The organism is Nonlabens sp. Ci31 (assembly GCF_012974865.1).
Classification (GTDB): domain Bacteria; phylum Bacteroidota; class Bacteroidia; order Flavobacteriales; family Flavobacteriaceae; genus Nonlabens.
Genome location: NZ_CP043633.1, coordinates 3,471,386 through 3,489,331 on the forward strand (window position 1 = coordinate 3,471,386; position 17,946 = coordinate 3,489,331).

General features: G+C 37.6%; 19 protein-coding genes. 11 read left to right on the forward strand and 8 right to left on the reverse strand.

What is annotated here, in order from left to right; all coding sequences use genetic code 11:
- The first annotated feature begins 2 nt into the window (after nt 1-2).
- Nucleotides 3-548: an acyl-CoA thioesterase gene (locus F0365_RS15280; protein WP_169934496.1), complete on the forward strand. Its 546-nt coding sequence runs from the start codon at nt 3-5 to the stop codon at nt 546-548.
- On the opposite strand, the gene F0365_RS15285 is transcribed toward F0365_RS15280, so the two are convergent.
- From F0365_RS15285 to F0365_RS15295, 3 genes are read right to left on the reverse strand one after another with little or no spacing between them, the layout of a single operon-like run.
- The gene (locus F0365_RS15285) at nt 545-1,390 is read right to left on the reverse strand and encodes a DUF5777 family beta-barrel protein (RefSeq protein ID WP_169934497.1); all 846 of its coding nucleotides are present in this window, start codon (nt 1,388-1,390) and stop codon (nt 545-547) included. The genes F0365_RS15280 and F0365_RS15285 overlap by 4 nt on opposite strands.
- A 55-nt stretch (nt 1,391-1,445) precedes the next feature.
- Nucleotides 1,446-2,213 carry a choice-of-anchor V domain-containing protein gene (locus F0365_RS15290; RefSeq protein ID WP_169934498.1) on the reverse strand — a complete coding sequence of 256 codons (768 nt, stop codon included), beginning with the start codon at nt 2,211-2,213 and terminating at the stop codon, nt 1,446-1,448.
- A 7-nt stretch (nt 2,214-2,220) separates the two neighbouring features.
- Nucleotides 2,221-2,604, reverse strand: a complete 384-nt coding sequence (locus F0365_RS15295) for an OB-fold protein (protein ID WP_169934499.1) — start codon at nt 2,602-2,604, stop codon at nt 2,221-2,223.
- A 74-nt stretch (nt 2,605-2,678) separates the two neighbouring features.
- Between F0365_RS15295 and F0365_RS15300 the strand changes: the two genes are divergently transcribed.
- Together F0365_RS15300 and F0365_RS15305 are read left to right on the forward strand one after the other, a co-directional pair.
- Nucleotides 2,679-3,035 (forward strand): hypothetical protein, encoded by a 357-nt coding sequence (locus tag F0365_RS15300; RefSeq protein ID WP_169934500.1) that lies wholly within the window; start codon nt 2,679-2,681, stop codon nt 3,033-3,035.
- Between the two features lie 2 nt (nt 3,036-3,037).
- On the forward strand, nt 3,038-3,598 hold the full coding sequence (locus tag F0365_RS15305; protein WP_169934501.1) for a YceI family protein: 561 nt from the start codon (nt 3,038-3,040) through the stop codon (nt 3,596-3,598).
- A gap of 6 nt (nt 3,599-3,604) precedes the next feature.
- On the opposite strand, the gene F0365_RS15310 is transcribed toward F0365_RS15305, so the two are convergent.
- Nucleotides 3,605-5,128, reverse strand: coding sequence for a serine hydrolase (locus F0365_RS15310; protein ID WP_169934502.1), 1,524 nt, complete (start codon nt 5,126-5,128; stop codon nt 3,605-3,607).
- Between the two features lie 101 nt (nt 5,129-5,229).
- Complete coding sequence (locus tag F0365_RS15315) at nt 5,230-5,694, reverse strand: hypothetical protein (RefSeq protein WP_169934503.1); 465 nt, start codon at nt 5,692-5,694, stop codon at nt 5,230-5,232.
- Nucleotides 5,695-6,029: 335 nt separating this feature from the next.
- Here F0365_RS15315 and F0365_RS15320 point away from each other — a divergent pair, with 335 nt between their 5' ends.
- Both F0365_RS15320 and F0365_RS16695 read left to right on the forward strand, forming a co-directional pair.
- Entirely contained in the window at nt 6,030-6,719 is a 690-nt protein-coding gene (locus tag F0365_RS15320) for a transposase (protein ID WP_262889014.1), read from the forward strand.
- Nucleotides 6,697-7,074 carry a transposase gene (locus F0365_RS16695; RefSeq protein ID WP_262889015.1) on the forward strand — a complete coding sequence of 126 codons (378 nt, stop codon included), beginning with the start codon at nt 6,697-6,699 and terminating at the stop codon, nt 7,072-7,074. Before F0365_RS15320 ends, F0365_RS16695 begins: the two co-directional genes overlap by 23 nt.
- Before the next feature lie 644 nt (nt 7,075-7,718).
- Here F0365_RS16695 and carB read toward each other — a convergent pair.
- Both carB and rpmH read right to left on the reverse strand, forming a co-directional pair.
- Nucleotides 7,719-10,571: a carbamoyl-phosphate synthase large subunit gene (gene carB, locus F0365_RS15325; protein WP_169934504.1), complete on the reverse strand. Its 2,853-nt coding sequence runs from the start codon at nt 10,569-10,571 to the stop codon at nt 7,719-7,721.
- A 102-nt stretch (nt 10,572-10,673) separates the two neighbouring features.
- Nucleotides 10,674-10,838, reverse strand: a complete 165-nt coding sequence (rpmH, locus tag F0365_RS15330) for a 50S ribosomal protein L34 (RefSeq protein WP_015363895.1) — start codon at nt 10,836-10,838, stop codon at nt 10,674-10,676.
- 483 nt (nt 10,839-11,321) lie between these two features.
- Here rpmH and F0365_RS15335 point away from each other — a divergent pair, with 483 nt between their 5' ends.
- From F0365_RS15335 to F0365_RS15360, 6 genes are all read left to right on the forward strand, one after another.
- Nucleotides 11,322-11,636: a hypothetical protein gene (locus F0365_RS15335; protein WP_169934505.1), complete on the forward strand. Its 315-nt coding sequence runs from the start codon at nt 11,322-11,324 to the stop codon at nt 11,634-11,636.
- An 8-nt stretch (nt 11,637-11,644) separates the two neighbouring features.
- Nucleotides 11,645-12,319 (forward strand): hypothetical protein, encoded by a 675-nt coding sequence (locus F0365_RS15340; RefSeq protein WP_169934506.1) that lies wholly within the window; start codon nt 11,645-11,647, stop codon nt 12,317-12,319.
- A 750-nt stretch (nt 12,320-13,069) separates the two neighbouring features.
- Entirely contained in the window at nt 13,070-13,876 is an 807-nt protein-coding gene (locus F0365_RS15345; protein ID WP_240961727.1) for a sensor histidine kinase, read from the forward strand.
- Nucleotides 13,869-14,522 (forward strand): response regulator transcription factor, encoded by a 654-nt coding sequence (locus tag F0365_RS15350; RefSeq protein ID WP_169934507.1) that lies wholly within the window; start codon nt 13,869-13,871, stop codon nt 14,520-14,522. Before F0365_RS15345 ends, F0365_RS15350 begins: the two co-directional genes overlap by 8 nt.
- Nucleotides 14,523-15,114: 592 nt before the next feature.
- The gene (locus F0365_RS15355) at nt 15,115-16,653 is read left to right on the forward strand and encodes a YifB family Mg chelatase-like AAA ATPase (RefSeq protein WP_169934508.1); all 1,539 of its coding nucleotides are present in this window, start codon (nt 15,115-15,117) and stop codon (nt 16,651-16,653) included.
- A gap of 127 nt (nt 16,654-16,780) precedes the next feature.
- Nucleotides 16,781-17,131 carry an Hpt domain-containing protein gene (locus tag F0365_RS15360; RefSeq protein ID WP_169934509.1) on the forward strand — a complete coding sequence of 117 codons (351 nt, stop codon included), beginning with the start codon at nt 16,781-16,783 and terminating at the stop codon, nt 17,129-17,131.
- Between the two features lie 358 nt (nt 17,132-17,489).
- Here F0365_RS15360 and F0365_RS15365 read toward each other — a convergent pair whose 3' ends face one another.
- Nucleotides 17,490-17,918 carry a DUF4268 domain-containing protein gene (locus tag F0365_RS15365; protein WP_169934510.1) on the reverse strand — a complete coding sequence of 143 codons (429 nt, stop codon included), beginning with the start codon at nt 17,916-17,918 and terminating at the stop codon, nt 17,490-17,492.
- Between the last annotated feature and the right edge of the window lie 28 nt (nt 17,919-17,946).

Consider the following 17,946-nt stretch of genomic DNA (forward strand, 5'->3'; position numbering starts at 1 on the left):
TTATGAAAGATAAATTCAAATCTCCAGAAGAGTCCAGAGTGATGTTATCGCTATTGATGTTACCTTCCAATGCTAACTTTTCAGGAAAGGTACATGGAGGCTATGTCCTCTCTCTTATCGACCAAATTGCATTTGCTTGCGCTTCCAAACACAGTGGTGTTTATTGTGTAACGGCCAGTGTAGATGTGGTCGATTTTAAAGCTCCTATAGAAGTGGGCGAGATGTTGACTCTAAAAGCCACTGTTAATTACGTAGGCACCTCTTCTATAGTTGTAGGAATACGTGTAGATGCAGAAAATATTCAAACTGGCGAGTCTAAACATTGTAATTCTTCGTTTTTTACTATGGTAGCAAAAGACGAGCAAGGGAAAACCGTAGCTGTTCCTGGACTTAAAATAAGTAATGAAACTCATGTACGCAGATTTGCTAGAGCCATAAAAAGAAAACAGATTAAAATAAAAAGCGCCAAAGAAATTGAAACAGCCGATTTCTCTGACGCGAGCTATAAAAAAGAGTTAAAGAATTATAATGTAGAAATTAATCTTTAGAAAACACGTACCAGATTAAATCCAAAATAGAACCTTCCTTCTGTCCAATCGCCTGTTGCTTGACTCAAAAAACCATTGGTTAACATAGGCTGAGCGTTTGTAAAATGCATCTGGAAGACGTGGCCACCAGTTTCAAGGTCAACACCTATACTTAGCGGATTCACAAATGGACTACCGTCTGCGCGATTCAGGTGATAACCATAGTCTGCGTTGATACTCCACCTGTTAGTTAATTTATATCGAGCACCTAATCCCATGGCATATTGCATATTGTCTTGTGGATCAAAAGGAACAAAGTTTTGATGAAACAAGGTAGGACTTAACTGAGCGGACAGTCTTTTAGATATTTTTCTAGCTACTATAAACTGAGCTGTATAACCGAGTCGATCTATAAATTCTAATTTAGGGAAAATGGACTTATCTAATTCTGTATTGGCATCCATCGCTGTAAATAAAGCGATAGAAAAAGGAAAGCCTTCGCGTTCTTGTTTTTTAAGCTTAAATTTTGAAGCAAGTTGGTAGGTTTTATTAAAGCCCGTGCGACTTGCTTCCACATGCATCCATTCCGTAAGTCCGTAAGCAAATTGAAATCGAGTCACGGCATTATCCATACCGAAGAGATCATCAATACCATTCTCTACACTTGCAAAACGGTGAGAGATGATCAATTGAAATTCTTTAGGAGCTACTAATTTTGTAGTTTCAAAATTGACCACTTTCAATGATTTCCAGGTGGCAATAACTTCCTTATCCACTTCTGGATCCAGTCCTTCTAATAGATCTTCTTGAGCTCCGGCAATTAGAGCCATCAAGAATACAAATAAGGTTGATAGATGTTTCATAATATCAAAAAAGCCGCTTCAACAAATAGAGCGGCTTTGATTAAAGGTTTATGGTTTATTTCTTAATAAATTTCTGAGTAGAAATCTGATCACCTACGATCACCTGACTGATATAAATTCCTGTAGACAAAGAAGTCAGATCAATTTGGTTTTGTCGCTCTATGTTGCGTTGTAATACTGGTTGCCCATTCATGTTGTAAATGGTTAAGGCTGCTTCCTCAGAATTTGCCAGTTCAATATTCATGTCGTTTACTACATGAGTAGGAAACAATTTAAAGGAACTGATCAACTCGTCTGCATTAGTTAACACAGAAGAAGACTGGCCATTGATCATTTGATCACCACTATGAGCTCCATTATTATTGGCTTGAAGAGTGGCATAATAAAAGGTCACTGGCCCTAAATCTGAGGCTGGTGCTGTCCACCTTATCGTCCAGTTGTTACTGCTATTTCCTGCAGTAGTGTGCGTTAATCCAGTACCGCCATTACGCAATTGAGTACCTGCTCCTGCACTCCAAGTGCCTACTTTAGTTCCACCAGCGACTTCTGCTGTGATGTTAAAACCAAATTTTGGTACATTAGAACCATTTATCATAAGGTTCATATTGTAGGTTTGACCTGCTGTATAAGCTGCAGGCACACTAGTAAGTGATGGTGTGCCATTATGGTTTGCTCCTGGAGCATGACAATTGGTACACGTATTACCGGCATCTCCTGGTGACCCTGAAAAGTTTCCTCCTTGGCCACTAGAAAAACTAACAAGACACAAAAGTCCTAAAGGTATGGCGGTTAAAATACTGTAAAATGAGTAGTTCTTTTTCATATTGTTTTTAATTAGAAGGGTTTATAAATATCGCTTGATCTATTTTAACTTCTTCCAGTAAATCATCATACCCTAAACAACGACCTTTTAACGTATAGGTTTGATTTAATGAAAATTTATGTGGCTCTGTAAATTCTATAAATACTTGACGATCTAATGTGATAGAGGTAGCCGATTTATCAGTCGCTAATCCAGAAACTTCAATCACCTGATCTAATGCATGGGTATCATTCCTAGCGTCATTATCCGTAAAAAGTGCCAAAAGCTCTGTTGATGTATACGATGATGTGGCGTTACTAGTTGCCACATCACGATGGTCCTGATACAAATAGTTGTACCCTAGAATGCCTATAATGACAATAAAAAAAGCTATAAGTACTATTTTTTTCATCTGTTATGTCAAATATTAATTAAATTTATAACATATTGATCACAGAATCCTATATTTATAGCAGAATAATTGACATGAAATACTCTTTGTTTTATATATTTCCTATTTTACTAGTCATCTCTTGTACAAACACGAGTCCAGATGATCTTGTAGACGACACTCCTATCACAACTACTGTAAAATATGCTACAAATATTTTTCCAATTGTGGAAAGCCAGTGTTTGTCTTGTCACAATGATAATTTTTCATCTGGAAATAATAGTTACAGCACTTACGCTCAATTTAGAGACGCCACTGAAAACGGCAATGTTATTGATCGAATCACTAGAAGCGTAGGTGATCCTTTACTCATGCCTCAAGGCAATCAACTGCCTCAAAACAGTATCAACCTGATCTTGCAATGGCAAGCAGACGGATACCTAGAAAATTAATTATGAAAGTATTTCTAATTTGTATGTTATCATTAACTTACATCTCTTCCATAAACCTTGAAGAACAGACCGAACGTTATCAAACACGCATAGGGAAAATTAGCTTTAAAGCTTCTGTACCAGCTTTTGAACCTATCGAAGCTATCAATGAAAGTACAACTGTTGTTCTCGATCTTGAATCAGGTAACATCGCAGCACTAGCTTTGGTAAAGGGATTTCGTTTTCCTGTAGCACTCATGCAAGAGCATTTTAATGAAAACTATATGGAAAGTGACGAATATCCTAAAGCGACTATAAAAGGAAATCTCACTGGGTTTACACCAACCGCTCTTTCTCAAAATATCTCTAAAACATTTACTTTAGATGGTACTTTAGAATTACATGGAGTTACTCAACCTATCTCCATACCTGTAGTCATTAGTAGAACAGGAAAAAGCATCCTTCTCAGTTCCAATTTTAGTATCGATCCAGAAATTTACGATATTAAAATACCTAACATAGTTGCTGATAAAATAGCCGACGATGTCCTAATTACCGTAAAAGCAGAATTATTAAAAAAATAGAAAGTCCTACTCCACTCTCTTAGCATTCATTTCAGAGAAAAAGAAATCGTCGTTAGGAATATCAAAGGTTAAACCGGTCACTTTACCATAGGCATCACTTTCAAACTTTAGCGTTCCAAAACTGAACCATGCCTGTGGTTCCTTCCATTGGATCTCGTAAGCATCGTAATTAAAATGCTTCAAGCTGCTGTTCAATAATGGCGTGTGTTCCCATATTAATTGGAGTATTCCATTTTCTTCTACCACATCAAAGTTTCCATAAATGTCTGCATGATAGGTTCCTATAATAGCTTCCTTTTTTAGGATAGGCTGGGTTCCTTTTATTTGCATAGCCTGTCTCTCTGCTATTCTCGTGTCGCTTACTTTCCACTTATCATAACTTTCTAGCATTTCCTTGCTCCAGTCTTTTTTATCTCTGTTCAGGAAGCGATCCAATATGTAATAAGCAATGGCATTGGTTGGTGCTTTTACACCATTGGTCAGCACCACTACTCCTAGATTTTCATCTGGTAACATTTGGACTGTAGAGATCATTCCGTCATAGCCACCGCCGTGACGCACTCTAAAGTTACCGTAATAATCACCTAAGAACCATCCCAAACCATAACCCGCATATTGCGATCCAGTGGCATTTCTTTTTACCTGATTCACGCCAAAACTGTTGTGCAAGTTCCACATGTTATTGCGGCTGTAAGTAGAAAATAAAGTGTCCTGATCTTTCACTCCGTGATTCATGTTGAGAATCATCCATTTGCTCATGTCATGAACACTAGAGATAATTCCACCTGTCGACTGTACATTATCCCAACCTACCCATGGAATTGCATAATTGTTATTATTGGTATCCATTGCGTGAGGGGTCGCCACATTTGTATTGTTACCAAAATCTTGAATACTCACTACCGTATCATCCATCTCCAGCGGATTCAAAAAACGCTCCGTCACATTTTCTTTAAAGCTCTTACCGGTTACTTTTTCTATCAATGCACCAGCAGTAATAAACATCAAATTAGAATACCCATAACCATCTCTAAATCCGTAGGCTTGGGGAACAAACTTCATACGCTTGACCACTTCTTCTGTACTTAACTCCGACTTGTACCAGATCACATCACCAGAAAAAGTCCCTAGTCCTACATTGTGACTCAGCAAATCTTCAATGGTCACCAGCCTGCTTATCGCAGGATCATACAGCTCAAAATACGGCAAATGATCTTGCACTTTATCTTTCCAATTCACCTTTCCTTCTTCTACCAGTTGCGCCATAATTGCCGCTGTAAAGGCTTTTGTATTGCTGGCAATAGCATAAAGTGTGTGCTCATCTGGCTGTTGCTTTTTATTCACATCCATCTGACCATAGCCCTTTTCAAAGACGATGTTACCGTCTTTTACAATTCCGACACTCAGTCCAGGAATGTTCCAGTCTTTTTGGGTCTGAGAGATGTATTTGTCCAGCGCTTTGAAATCTACTTTTTGAGCAAATACAGCTGTAGAAATAAATAGAATAGCGAGAAATAGAATCTTTTTCATAGGTAGATTTTGAGGTAGGAAGATAGTGGTTGTTTCGCTTTCGCGAAAGCGGAACCACACCAGGAACCTTAGTTTTCAATGAAATATAAACAATTATTGCTCTATCTGAATTGATAGGCCACGCCAAACTGGACATTGTTGAAATTACCGCCAGTCAGACTTATGCCTTGATAACTGGCAGTAAATAATAGCATTCCAGTATCATAAAAAATCTTAGGTTCATATTGAAATCCACCACCGTTAATGCTATCCACACCTATCGCATAGCCAAGGTCAGCGCCCAAACCAAAACCAGAGTTGCCCAGATTGAACAGTGATTTGAAAACTACGGGCACAAATCCCTGATCTTCTACTCTTCCCTCAACTACACCAATATTAGAAATACGTACATCGACCTTATCTCCAAAAAACCTAGTGTAGCCTACCGATGCACCCAATCTAATGCTGCTGCTAACCGGTTTTATATAGGCCATCTCACCGGCAAGTGTAAATGCAAAAAAATCAGAAATGCTCCCTGCAGGTGCGCCTACCTTAATTCCCACCATGTAGTTTTCTTGAGCCATCATTGAATTGATGGTTGAGATAATTAAAATGCACGCAAGTAATAGCTTATTCATAAATGTGTATTTATCAAATTGAAAGATACAGATTTCTATTAAAAACATTAATGTCCGATTAAACTTTTTTAAAAGCGGGATTACCATATAGGTTTTCCCGCTTTATAGTACTTTGGTTTTGCAACAAAACAATGGCTATGAATAAAAGTACTCACTTTAGCGGACACCTCATAATCAAGCAGTTCTTAAATCTGATTCCCAGACACATTATTAGTCGGACAGCCGATTGATTTGATAGTGAGCGCTACTATAAAACGTGTAAGACCCACGAGCACCTGGTCTCCATGCTTTATGCTGCTCTAAGTGGTGTTAGTTCACTTCGAGAGCTATCTACCGTGATGCTGGCCTGCGAGGGAAAGCTCAGCCACCTTGGACTGGAGAGCTTCCCCAGGCGAAGTACCCTTTCCGATGCCAATGCAAATCGAACCAGTGAGGTGTTTGCCTCCATCTATTATTCCCTTTTGGATAAATACGGCAGGTTTTTATCGGACAGCAATTCCCTGCGTCTTCCCGTAAAGCATCTAAAGATTGTTGATTCAAGCACCATCAGCCTATTCAGTGATATTTTAAAGGGTGTTGGGCGCAACCCGATCAACGGTAGGAAGAAGGGCGGCATCAAGATGCATACAATGATAAATGCCCTAGAGGACGTTCCTTGTCTGGTTCGCTTCAGTAGCGCGGCAACGCACGACCACACCTTTCTCAGGGAGCTCGACCTGAAGAAGGGCTCGTTTGTAGTCTTTGATAAGGCCTATACCGATTACAGACAGTTTTTTGAGTGGACACAGCAGGATATCTACTTTGTTACCCGCCAAAAAGAAAATGCTTCCTACAAAAACCTGGAAGAGTTCGATCCACAACATAATACACCGAACAATATACTTAGGGATGAGATCATTACCGTGGAGAAGAATGGTCAGATAATAGAGCTCAGGCGCGTAGCATACTGGGATGACGGCAAAAAAAATCTATAGTTTTATATCCAACAACTTCCTATTGAGCCCAGATAAAATATGTGATATCTATAAGCACAGATGGCAGATAGAGACCATGTTCAAGCGCCTCAAACAGAACTTCCCCCTAAAGTATTTTCTTGGGGACAACCAGAATGCCATTGAGATACAGATATGGTGCGGACTCATTATCCAACTACTCATGCTTGTGAAGCAAAAGAGAACCAAAAGAAGATGGGCATACTCAAATATGGTTTCCATGATCAGGCTACACCTGATGAGCTACATAAATATGTTCAGCTTCATGGAAAACCCTACTCAAAAGTGGGATTATCTGACCACCAAACCACCCGATATACAGCTAACAATGTTCTGATGGACACCATGCTACTGGAGAAACGCAAACCTACCCCACTCATACACGGCATGAAAAGGACGAAAGCAAAGAACCGTATTTTAGTCGGACACTAATGTTTTTTTTTTACTCATAGGTGAAATATAACAAATCCAATTCTATATAGCAAAGGATTAGAAGGTACTCTTACATCTTTAAAGCCAGCAGGATATCAAATGCAGTACTTCGATAATTTTAAGAAGCTATTAGACAAGGTTTTTGTTTTGGCATGTTTTGTTTTATGGAGATCTCTAAATAAAAGCAGGAAAGATGAGCGTTTTGAGAAATGATTTAGACCATGTCAGCACAACTAGTTGGCATGTCAAATCTAAATAGTTCGCTTCATTTATTAATGATTCAATTCTACAAAATCTATATGGGTATCTATGCGCTTTAGACACTTTGATAAACTCCGCATAACGCACTGAAAACTTTTTTGCGAAAGCGAAACCACAATCATAAAAACAAAAAAGCCCTAAAAGCTTTAAACTTTTAGGACTTTGGTTATTTAAAATACTTGGCTGAGCACTGAACTAAATTCAGCACAGGCTTCGTCTAAACCTTTTTACGGAGCACAATATCTGTTCATAGGTAATCGTTTTCGACTATCGCTCCAACTGGCATCGCTACTTACTCAAGTACATTCTTCTTCTCGCATACAGGTCATAAAAGGCATCATCCTTTAAACTATCTATAAACAAGATGCTTTCTCCAGTAGATTTCATTTCTGGTCCTAAACGTTTGTCTACGTTAGGAAACTTATTGAAAGAGAATACAGGTTGCTTGATCGCATAACCTTCTAGGTGTGGCTTGAAGTCAAAATCTGTCACCTTGTTGTGCCCTAACATTACTTTTGTAGCGTAGTTGACATAAGGTTCTTTATAAGCTTTGGCTATAAATGGTACCGTACGCGATGCTCTTGGATTTGCTTCAATAATAAACACTTTATCATCCTTCACGGCAAACTGTATATTGATCAATCCTACGGTTTCTAGTGCTAGGGCGATCTTCTTCGTATGATCTTTAATTTGTTGCATCACCAGATCACCTAAGGTAAAAGGTGGCAACAGCGCATTAGAATCTCCAGAGTGCACTCCGCAAGGCTCTATGTGTTCCATAATACCGATGATGTAGACATTCTCTCCATCACAAATCGCGTCTGCCTCTGCCTCTATCGCACCATCTAGATAATGGTCGAGTAGCAACACGTTATTAGGTATTTTTCTCAAAATATCTACCACGTGTTCTTCCAGCTCGTCTTTATTGATCACGATCTTCATTCCTTGTCCACCGAGTACATAAGAGGGTCTTACTAAAATTGGAAAGTCCAAATGTTCTGCTGCGACAAGTGCTTCAGCAGGTGTTGTTGCGGTTGCAAATTCTGGAAAAGGGATGTCATTTTCTAGTAACATATTGGAGAACAAACCGCGATCTTCGGCAAGATCGAGCGCTTTATAACTGGTTCCTAAAATTTTAATACCGTAACGATCTAGTTTTTCGGCTAGTTTTAAAGCCGTTTGCCCACCTAATTGTACGATCACTCCTTCTGGTTTTTCATGACGTATGATGTCATAAATATGTTCCCAAAAAACCGGTTCAAAATATAATTTATCTGCCGTGTCAAAATCGGTAGAAACCGTTTCTGGATTACAGTTGATCATGATGGTTTCATAACCACATTCCTGTGCTGCATAAACGCCATGCACACAACAGTAATCAAATTCAATTCCCTGACCTATACGGTTAGGCCCCGAGCCTAAAACGATGATTTTTTTCTTGTCAGAAACGATGCTTTCATTTTGCACATAACGTTTCCCGTCTGCCGTTTCTATGTCTGCTTCAAAAGTCGAATAATAATAAGGTGTTTTTGCAGTGAACTCTGCCGCACAAGTATCCACGAGTTTATACACTCGGTTTACATTCATCTCCTCCCGTAAATTATAGACCTCTGACTCGAGACATCCCAACATATGTGCGATTTGACGGTCTGCAAATCCCTTTTGTTTTGCCTCTAGAAGTAGCTTTCGCGAAAGCGTGCTCACATCAAACTTCCCAATTTCTTTTTCTAGTAAGAAGAGCTCTTCAAACTGTTTCAAGTACCACATATCGATTCTGGTAATCTCGTGGATGCGGTCCAGTGAAATTCCCATAGCTACTGCATCGTACAATGCAAAAACGCGATCCCAACTCGCATTGGTGAGTTTTTCAATCACTTGATTATAATCGGTATAGCTTTTTCCATCTGCTCCAAGACCGTTGCGCTTAATTTCTAGCGACTGTGTAGCCTTGTGAAGCGCTTCTTGAAAAGAACGACCTATTCCCATCACCTCACCTACTGACTTCATTTGAAGACCTAAAGTACGGTCAGCTCCTTCAAATTTATCAAAGTTCCAACGTGGGATTTTTACGATAACATAATCTAGAGTAGGCTCAAAAAGAGCACTTGTAGATTTGGTAATTTGATTATCTAATTCGTCTAGAGTGTAGCCTATAGCTAGCTTAGAAGCTATTTTTGCGATAGGATAACCGGTTGCTTTTGAAGCCAATGCACTAGAACGACTCACTCGCGGATTGATTTCAATCGCGATAATATTTTCTTCTGTATCTGGGCTTACTGCAAATTGTACATTACAACCCCCGGCAAATTCGCCAATGCTGCGCATCATGTGAATCGCCATGTCACGCATTTTTTGATAGGTGCGATCTGATAAAGTCATCGCAGGAGCAACGGTTATGGAATCTCCCGTATGGATTCCCATGGGATCCATATTTTCTATGGTACAGATAATAACCACATTGTCATTATCGTCCCGTAATAATTCTAATTCGTATTCTTTCCACCCCATTAAAGCCTTATCAATAAGCACTTCATGAATAGGAGATGCCTCTAGACCACGAGTCAATAATTCCTCAAACTGATCTTCTGTATGTACAAGACTGGCTCCAAAACCACCCAACGTAAATGAAGGACGGATTACTAATGGAAATCCAAATTCTTGAGCTATTTCTTTACCTTTCAAGAACGACTTTGCCGTTGCCGCAGGAGCCACCGGTATTCCTATTTTATGCATCAGACCTTTAAACTTGTCTCGGTCTTCCGTTATATTGATGGCATCGATATCCACACCGATGATCTCTACGTTATTATCTTCCCAGATTCCTTTTTGATCTGCTTCAATACAAAGGTTGAGCGCCGTCTGTCCACCCATGGTAGGTAATACTGCATCAATTTGTGGATGCTCGGCAAGGATTTGTTTGAGAGAATTTGTTGTTAATGGTAAAAGGTACACATGATCTGCCATACTTGGGTCAGTCATAATTGTCGCTGGGTTTGAGTTGATCAAGATGGTTTCAATACCTTCTTCCCGGAGGGATCTTAGTGCTTGAGAACCAGCGTAATCAAACTCACAAGCCTGACCGATAATGATCGGTCCACTACCTATTAATAAAATGGATTTGAGGTCTTTTCTTTTTGGCATTGTAGTGTGTTTTTCTAGAACTTAAATATCGTAAATTTTGGGTACAAAAAAAGGCGTCAATTCCAAAGAATTAACGCCTAATATATAATTAAAGGTAACTCATTACCTCTTGTGTCTTCTTTCAGTAGAAACAGATAGTTTTTTACGTCCTTTAGCTCTACGACGAGCAAGAACTTTACGACCGCTTACAGAAGCCATACGCTCTCTGAAACCGTGCTTGTTTCTTCTTTTTCTTTTACTTGGTTGGTATGTTCTTTTCTGTGCCATAGCTTGAAATCTGTGTCTGTATATAAAAAGGTTTGAAAACCTTCATTTTTAATCGGCTGCAAATATAGCAACTCTTATATTACCTACAATAAGAAATGTATTTTTTTTGAGATTATTTTCTCTTCTGTAAAGATAGGCATGTTCCAGCACTAAAAGTTATTTCCAGATTGCGATTGTTCTGACAGGTTCTTATTGCTAGTTAAGCCTGCTGAATTTTTGTTAAAAAGGCTCGTTCGACAACCATTATCGGTTTAGATGCTATAAACAATTATCAACACTCCTAAAAACAAAGATACAGATCCCTGTCCTGGCAGAATTCTGTTCTATTTTTGAATAACAAGTTGCACCTATACTAAGATCTATAAAGTAAAGTGAATCAGGATTGCGCACACTAATTATTTATAGAAAGCCACGAGCTTTTAAGGTTAAAAATTTATGTGCTATTTTAGTAGCTCATTGGAAACCCTCAAAAGAAGAACAACCTTGGCTAAAAACACGATAACATTACTTAAAGCTCAAGACTGGGCAAACAGCTGGAGAAGTTTAAAAGATACATCTCCTTATGTGAATGAATTAAAAGGCTGGTTTGTTCCAGGAGAGGACCTTTCTCAAGTAATGGCAGAAGGAGCTGTGGACAGTCGCATGTATTTAGGGCTAAATGGAACAGCTCTTAAGTTAATGATTGTTGCCGTAGATGCTAATGGTAAGGACATGATTGATGAAAGTAAAGAATGGTATATTTATGATTTCTCACAGCCTATTCCACCAGCAGGAGATAATAATAGTCCTTTGAATTAAAGACGTTTATGTGGAAATCTATATTCGATTTCTCCTTTGATATTTATTATATATCGTTGGTGCTCAACATTTTCTTATTCTCAGGAGCTGTATTCCTTAGAAAGTACCTATTTGCACCCATTTTATTTTACTTAATCACAGGGTTGCTAACGGAGCACATCACTATTTTAATTTTAAATAATGACTTATTGTTCTTTGGACAACAAACAAATGCCCCTGTAAAAGTGATCTATGACCTCATTCAATTTTTGACCATTTCATATTTTTTTAAAAGATCTTTAAATTACCAATGGTTGAATAAATGGTACGTGTTATTAATGGTGCTCCTAATATTAATAGCAATAGCTCCATATTTATTAACTCCATCTGACATTGCTTTTCACAATCCATGGATATCATTTATCACTATTCCTGTTTTGCTTTTTCTTTCGACTCTTTATTTCTTGCAATTACTACGTCAAAAAAAAGGATATGCGTACATCAACATAGGATTGTTTTTAATTTTAGGTAGCTCCATGGTCAGAGACAGCACATCGCCATTTTATGAAGGTGTACCAATGGAAATTTATAGAATGAAAGGCTTCTTATTATTGATCCCCTTGATCATGATGCAGTTTCTTTTTACTTACGAATGTTTTTTATTCTTTAAATCCAGAAAAGAATTCTCTATTAAATCGCAATAGTTGGCTTAAAGGACTCCTTACTGTTGCAAGAATCAGTTGATTTGTTGATGGCAGTTGAACTATATTTTACTTTATGTAAAGCAGCATCTTTTTATATCTTTAGAAACTAGAAATTTAATTCAAAACCTTTGATTCCAATTTATGATATTCTAAAATTCAGTTACTTTGCTATACTTGGAATAAAGCTTTTACTCTATTTGTTTATTGCTCTTAAGGGAAATAAAGGTATTTACATATGTATTCCTTTATTTAGTCGCAGCGGTGGCTACAGAATTATGTAGTTATTTAATTGCTGTTGACATCATCACTGTACTAGGTGTGAAAACGAACGCTCCCTTCTATTTTATATTTGTCGTTTTACATTTTTTTGCATTCTCCTTATTCTGTAAAAAAGTTATAAAGAAAAAAAAATGGACACCGTATTTTACATGGCTTGCTGTCCCTATCTTAGTAATATGCATCATGCCCTATGCCTTAAACTATAAAAGCCTTATGACTTACACAGCATGGGCAACATTGGTTAGCTTACCGGTTTTATTATGAATGGAGTACTATTTATTTTATTGATTTACTGTAACATAAAAATGCTTATCCCTTTATTATTATTGGAATATTTCTAATAATGGGATCTTCTTTTATCAACTTTGTTTCGCTTCGCTTTTATGATGGCCTTGCCGAACCTATTAGAGACTTAAAACTTTTGTTACATACCTTACCTTTGCTAAGCCTACATATTCTATTTTTATACGAATGTCTGTTATAATTCAAATCACAAATACAACCATCAACTACGTTGCGATAGGGCTGATGATTTTTATCATTTTGTTTTCCGTCGGGATGGTGGTCTTTTTTCTGCTTTCGCGAAAGCGTATCACTCTTGCAGATTTAGACGTTAGAGATATTAAAATTAAGGCACAAGAAGATGTGCTTGCCGCTACCTTATTAACTCAAGATAGGGAACGCACCCGTATTGCTAGAGAATTACACGATGAAATTAGTGCTAAACTGAATGTTATTTCCTTAAATGCCAGTTTACTTAACGACAAGACGCTGGAACATCAAGACCGTGAATTATTATTAGCGCGTATTCAAACTGCAACTAGAAAGACTTTAGAAAATACGCGTAGGCTAGCTCATGATTTGTTACCTCCCGTATTAGAAAAATTTGGATTATGTCAAGCAATTACTGAGTTCGTAGACTCCATACATAATGGGCAACTACTCATAACATACACTTGCGATTGGGATGAAGAGACCCTAACAACTGAGGATCAATTACACACCTATAGAATCGTTCAAGAGCTGTTTAATAACTCCATTAAGTATAGTGAGGCCACTCAAATAGAGCTAAGCCTCATAACTGCCGTGAATCGAAGGATGACGTATCGTGACAACGGTATCGGATTTCAAGAAACCGGTTCCGTAGGATTGGGAACGAGTAATATAAATAGTCGTGTTTTTATTCTAGGCGGAATAATGACTCTAGAAACCTCTATAAACAATGGTGTTTTCTATATCTTTGATTTTCAAACCAATGCTCCAATGACATATGATTAACCTTGCTCTTGCAGATGACGAAACTCTTTTTCTAGAAACACTGAGTTTTATGCTGGATAGGCATTCAGAATTTAATGTACTTTTCTCAGCAACTAATGGGCAAGAGCTCGTAGACCAGCTACGTGATTGCGCCATCATGCCAGATGTGATTCTAACCGATCTTAAAATGCCTATTTTAAATGGAGTGGAGGCAACAAAGAAAATACGTACTGAGTTTCCTGAGATAAAAATCATTGCCCTATCTAGTTATGATACAGATGTTTTTATATCTAATATGCTAGGCGTAGGTGCAACTTCTTATCTGGTAAAAAATTCTAAACCAGAAGAAGTTTATAAAACGATAAAAGAAGTTCATGAAAAGGGATTTTATTACAATGAAAAATTATTAAGTATTTTACATCAAAATTCACAAAATCAGAATTTTAAAAAGAGTGCGCTAGATAATAAACTCATTAGTGATAGAGAGAAAGAAGTACTAGAGCTCATTTGTAAACAACATACTACTAAAGAAATAGCAGACCAATTGATTTTATCTCATCGTACTGTTGATCGACATCGAGATAGTCTACTAACCAAAACAAATTCTCGTAACGTTGCTGGATTAGTAGCATTTGCTATTCAAAACAGTCTGGTACCTTTTAAATAACAATTATTAGATCTAAATTGGGTATTTATACTCATGCACAGTACTATCAAGAGCATTAACTTTACAATGCAAATGAAAAGGGAAGTAAATTGTAGTTCAGGGGACAATTTACATCACCTTTTGAAAGAGTTCCATTTTAGGGAATGGAAAATAGATGGGACTTCGGTCCCATTTTTTTTGTGCTATTATTTTAGAAGTTTCGCTTTCGCGAAAGCAAAACAACCAGCAATTTATGGAAATATTTAAACTTTTTAAAGCCTAAATGTGTTTTTAATGGATAAAATAAGACATTTTATCTAAAAAAGAAGGCTTTTGATTATTATCTGGGAATGCCTATTGTTTTATGAGATACTATCAACTATTTTTAGCTTAGTGATTGAAAATGTAATTAGGAGAGTTAGGGGACTGCTAATTATCGATCAACATTGCAACCCAATTAATTGGTGTTGTATAAATGGAGCTTCGGCTCCATTTATTTTTTAGTTTTATTTCTCTTTTTGTCATTGACTTTCGTTTCTAGTTTCCATTTGAAGTTGTGCAAATAATTGAAAATTCGTTCAACTTTCTTACATTTAAGAAATAAATCTGCCTTATGCTGACAAAAGTTTACGGAAGTGCCGTCTTTGGTGTTGAAGCCACTACCATTACTGTAGAGGTAAATGCAGACAAAGGAATAGGCTACCATCTCGTAGGACTTCCTGATAAAGCCATAAGTGAAAGTTCTTACCGCATTACGGCAGCTCTTAAAAACGTGGGCTATAAAATGCCTGGTAAAAAATTAATACTTAATCTCTCTCCAGCCGATCTGAGGAAAGAAGGAAGTGCTTATGATTTACCATTAGCTCTAGGAATACTCAATGCCTCTGGTCAAATCAACAGTGATTTATTTAAAGATTACATCATTATGGGCGAACTCTCTCTCGATGGACAGTTGCAGCCCATAAAAGGAGCTTTGCCTATTGCGATTAAAGCAAGGGAGGAAGGTTATAAAGGGTTTATTTTACCCAAACAAAATGCCCGAGAAGCAGCAATAGTTGATGGACTTCATGTGTATGGTGTAGATAACATTCTAGAAGTAATTGACTTTTTCCATGAAGGAAAAGAACTAGAGGCTACTATTGTAGATACAAGAGATGAATTCTTTCAAGCCCTAGAACATCCAGAATTTGACTTTGCCGATGTAAAAGGACAAGAATCCATTAAAAGATGTATGGAAATTGCCGCTGCTGGTGGACACAATATCATATTGATAGGTCCACCTGGTGCTGGAAAAACCATGCTAGCAAAAAGGTTGCCTTCCATCTTACCTCCTATGACCTTGCAGGAAGCGCTGGAAACTACTAAGATTCATAGCGTTGCTGGTCGTACACAAGAAAAAGCAGGCTTAATGGCACAACGTCCGTTTAGAAGTCCGCATCATACGATAAGCGATGTAGCCTTAGTGGGTGGTGGAGCCTACCCGCAACCCGGTGAGATTTCTTTAAGTCATAACGGCGTGTTGTTTTTAGATGAATTGCCAGAATTTAAAAGAACGGTGCTGGAGGTCATGCGCCAGCCGCTAGAAGATCGAGAGGTGACCATTTCAAGAGCAAAATTTACCGTTACTTATCCGTCCAGTTTTATGCTGGTAGCCAGCATGAACCCTAGTCCTGGTGGTTATTTTAATGATCCTAATGCTCCCGTACAAAGCAGTCCAGCAGAAATGCAACGCTATCTAGGAAAGATCTCTGGTCCGTTACTGGATCGCATCGATATTCATATAGAAGTAACTCCTGTACCCTTTGAAAAACTAACGGAAGAACGGCTTGCAGAAAAATCAACTGTTATTAGAGAACGTGTTACTGCTGCGAGAGATATACAAACAGCACGCTTCAGCGAAAATAAAAAAACACATTACAACGCACAAATGACAGTTAAGGATATCAGGAAATACTGTATCCTTGATGAGGAGAGCAAACAAATGCTTAAAAATGCCATGGAACGATTAAATCTAAGCGCCAGAGCATATGATCGCATTCTCAAAGTATCTAGAACTATAGCTGACTTAGAAGCAATAGAACAATTAAATGGAGCACATATTGCTGAAGCTATTCAATACAGAAGCCTAGATCGTGAGGGCTGGCTGGGTTAACAAATACAAAACATCGCTAAGGAAATGTTTTTACAGAAGATTATTCCAGTTTTAATTCGATTACTCTAACAGTTTATGTACATTGACTGACTTTGTAGCCTTTTTAATAATTATTAAGCTTTTATACATGCCCTTAACTATACTTCCACTAACTGATCTCAGAGAGTCTTTTGAAAATGACAAAAACATCCTCGGCGCGATTTTAGATATTTTTATGGTAGAGGTGCCTGAAGATTGTCTTTTGCTGCAACAAAGTATAAACAGTGGCGATTACACGACTGCAGGAATGCAAGCTCATAAAGTAAAATCTAGTTATAGAACCTTAGGGATTACAAAAATGGCAACTATTTTACAAGGAATAGAAGATCGTGCAAAAAACAAAAAAGATATGCAGGATATTCCAAATTTACTCCATCAATTTAATGAAAATTATGAGCAAATTAATGCGCAAGTCTTGTACACCAAAGAACATCTTTAGACACTCTTAAAGTTATCTCATTTAAAATAAAAATGCCTAGGGTTAGTTTCTTTTTACTTTCTCTATCTTATTTTCTTTATAGCTTAAGGATGGCAAACTCATTACCCTATCTGGTTTTGAATTTACGGATACTGACGGGACTGTAAACTATGGATCCACATTTGCGAGCCCTAATCCAACAGTACGAATCATCGACAATACTGATACCTATAACGGGACAGTTGCCGTTACCTAAGTATTTGAACCAGGTGTATATCAAAACGCTGCTTGTTGTACCGGTGCTATTCCTCTACACCACATTTAAGGAGCTTGGCAATTGGATCCTAGTGCAGTTTCTAATTCGACCTTCTTAAAGAATTTAACTCTCTATAACATCTTTGTATTCTCTAAAAAATAATTCTAGGCGATCCATATAGGTGTAAAAAAAATCATAGACCTCAGGCCAGTCGGTTTGCTTCTGTATTTTGACTCCTTCATACATCACAAATACTCTCGAAATTGTCTTCCCGGATTCTAATATATAATTCTCTTCAAAAATAAGTTCATCACTCACTTCTTCCTTCATTATATTTTTTAGGCTTATTAGTTTTTCATAGTAATAAGCTCTAAAAATAGCGTCATCAGGAGTGATTTCTATAGACACCAAAGCCCGACGATCTTCAAATGAAAATTTAAGTATAACATCCTTGAGCTTTGTATCGTACAACAACCATTTGCGATCGTATCGCTTCCCAAACATGGTCCAGAATTGTTGTCTTATATTCTTTGCTTGTTCTTTAGAGTACATAATTAATCGATAAAAGTCAAATATATCC

Bases quoted from the DNA above. Each gene is read 5' to 3' on its own strand.
- F0365_RS15305 (WP_169934501.1), top strand. From the start codon at position 3,038: ATGAAAGTATTTCTAATTTGTATGTTATCATTAACTTACATCTCTTCC.
- F0365_RS15310 (WP_169934502.1), bottom strand. From the start codon at position 5,128: ATGAAAAAGATTCTATTTCTCGCTATTCTATTTATTTCTACAGCTGTA.
- F0365_RS15320 (WP_262889014.1), top strand. From the start codon at position 6,030: ATGCTTTATGCTGCTCTAAGTGGTGTTAGTTCACTTCGAGAGCTATCT.
- carB (WP_169934504.1), bottom strand. From the start codon at position 10,571: ATGCCAAAAAGAAAAGACCTCAAATCCATTTTATTAATAGGTAGTGGA.
- F0365_RS15365 (WP_169934510.1), bottom strand. From the start codon at position 17,918: ATGTACTCTAAAGAACAAGCAAAGAATATAAGACAACAATTCTGGACC.
- F0365_RS15280 (WP_169934496.1), top strand. From the start codon at position 3: ATGAAAGATAAATTCAAATCTCCAGAAGAGTCCAGAGTGATGTTATCG.
- F0365_RS15300 (WP_169934500.1), top strand. From the start codon at position 2,679: ATGAAATACTCTTTGTTTTATATATTTCCTATTTTACTAGTCATCTCT.
- F0365_RS16695 (WP_262889015.1), top strand. From the start codon at position 6,697: ATGACGGCAAAAAAAATCTATAGTTTTATATCCAACAACTTCCTATTG.
- F0365_RS15290 (WP_169934498.1), bottom strand. From the start codon at position 2,213: ATGAAAAAGAACTACTCATTTTACAGTATTTTAACCGCCATACCTTTA.
- F0365_RS15295 (WP_169934499.1), bottom strand. From the start codon at position 2,604: ATGAAAAAAATAGTACTTATAGCTTTTTTTATTGTCATTATAGGCATT.
- F0365_RS15350 (WP_169934507.1), top strand. From the start codon at position 13,869: ATGATTAACCTTGCTCTTGCAGATGACGAAACTCTTTTTCTAGAAACA.
- rpmH (WP_015363895.1), bottom strand. From the start codon at position 10,838: ATGGCACAGAAAAGAACATACCAACCAAGTAAAAGAAAAAGAAGAAAC.
- F0365_RS15360 (WP_169934509.1), top strand. From the start codon at position 16,781: ATGCCCTTAACTATACTTCCACTAACTGATCTCAGAGAGTCTTTTGAA.
- F0365_RS15340 (WP_169934506.1), top strand. From the start codon at position 11,645: ATGTGGAAATCTATATTCGATTTCTCCTTTGATATTTATTATATATCG.
- F0365_RS15355 (WP_169934508.1), top strand. From the start codon at position 15,115: ATGCTGACAAAAGTTTACGGAAGTGCCGTCTTTGGTGTTGAAGCCACT.
- F0365_RS15345 (WP_240961727.1), top strand. From the start codon at position 13,070: ATGTCTGTTATAATTCAAATCACAAATACAACCATCAACTACGTTGCG.
- F0365_RS15315 (WP_169934503.1), bottom strand. From the start codon at position 5,694: ATGATGGCTCAAGAAAACTACATGGTGGGAATTAAGGTAGGCGCACCT.
- F0365_RS15285 (WP_169934497.1), bottom strand. From the start codon at position 1,390: ATGAAACATCTATCAACCTTATTTGTATTCTTGATGGCTCTAATTGCC.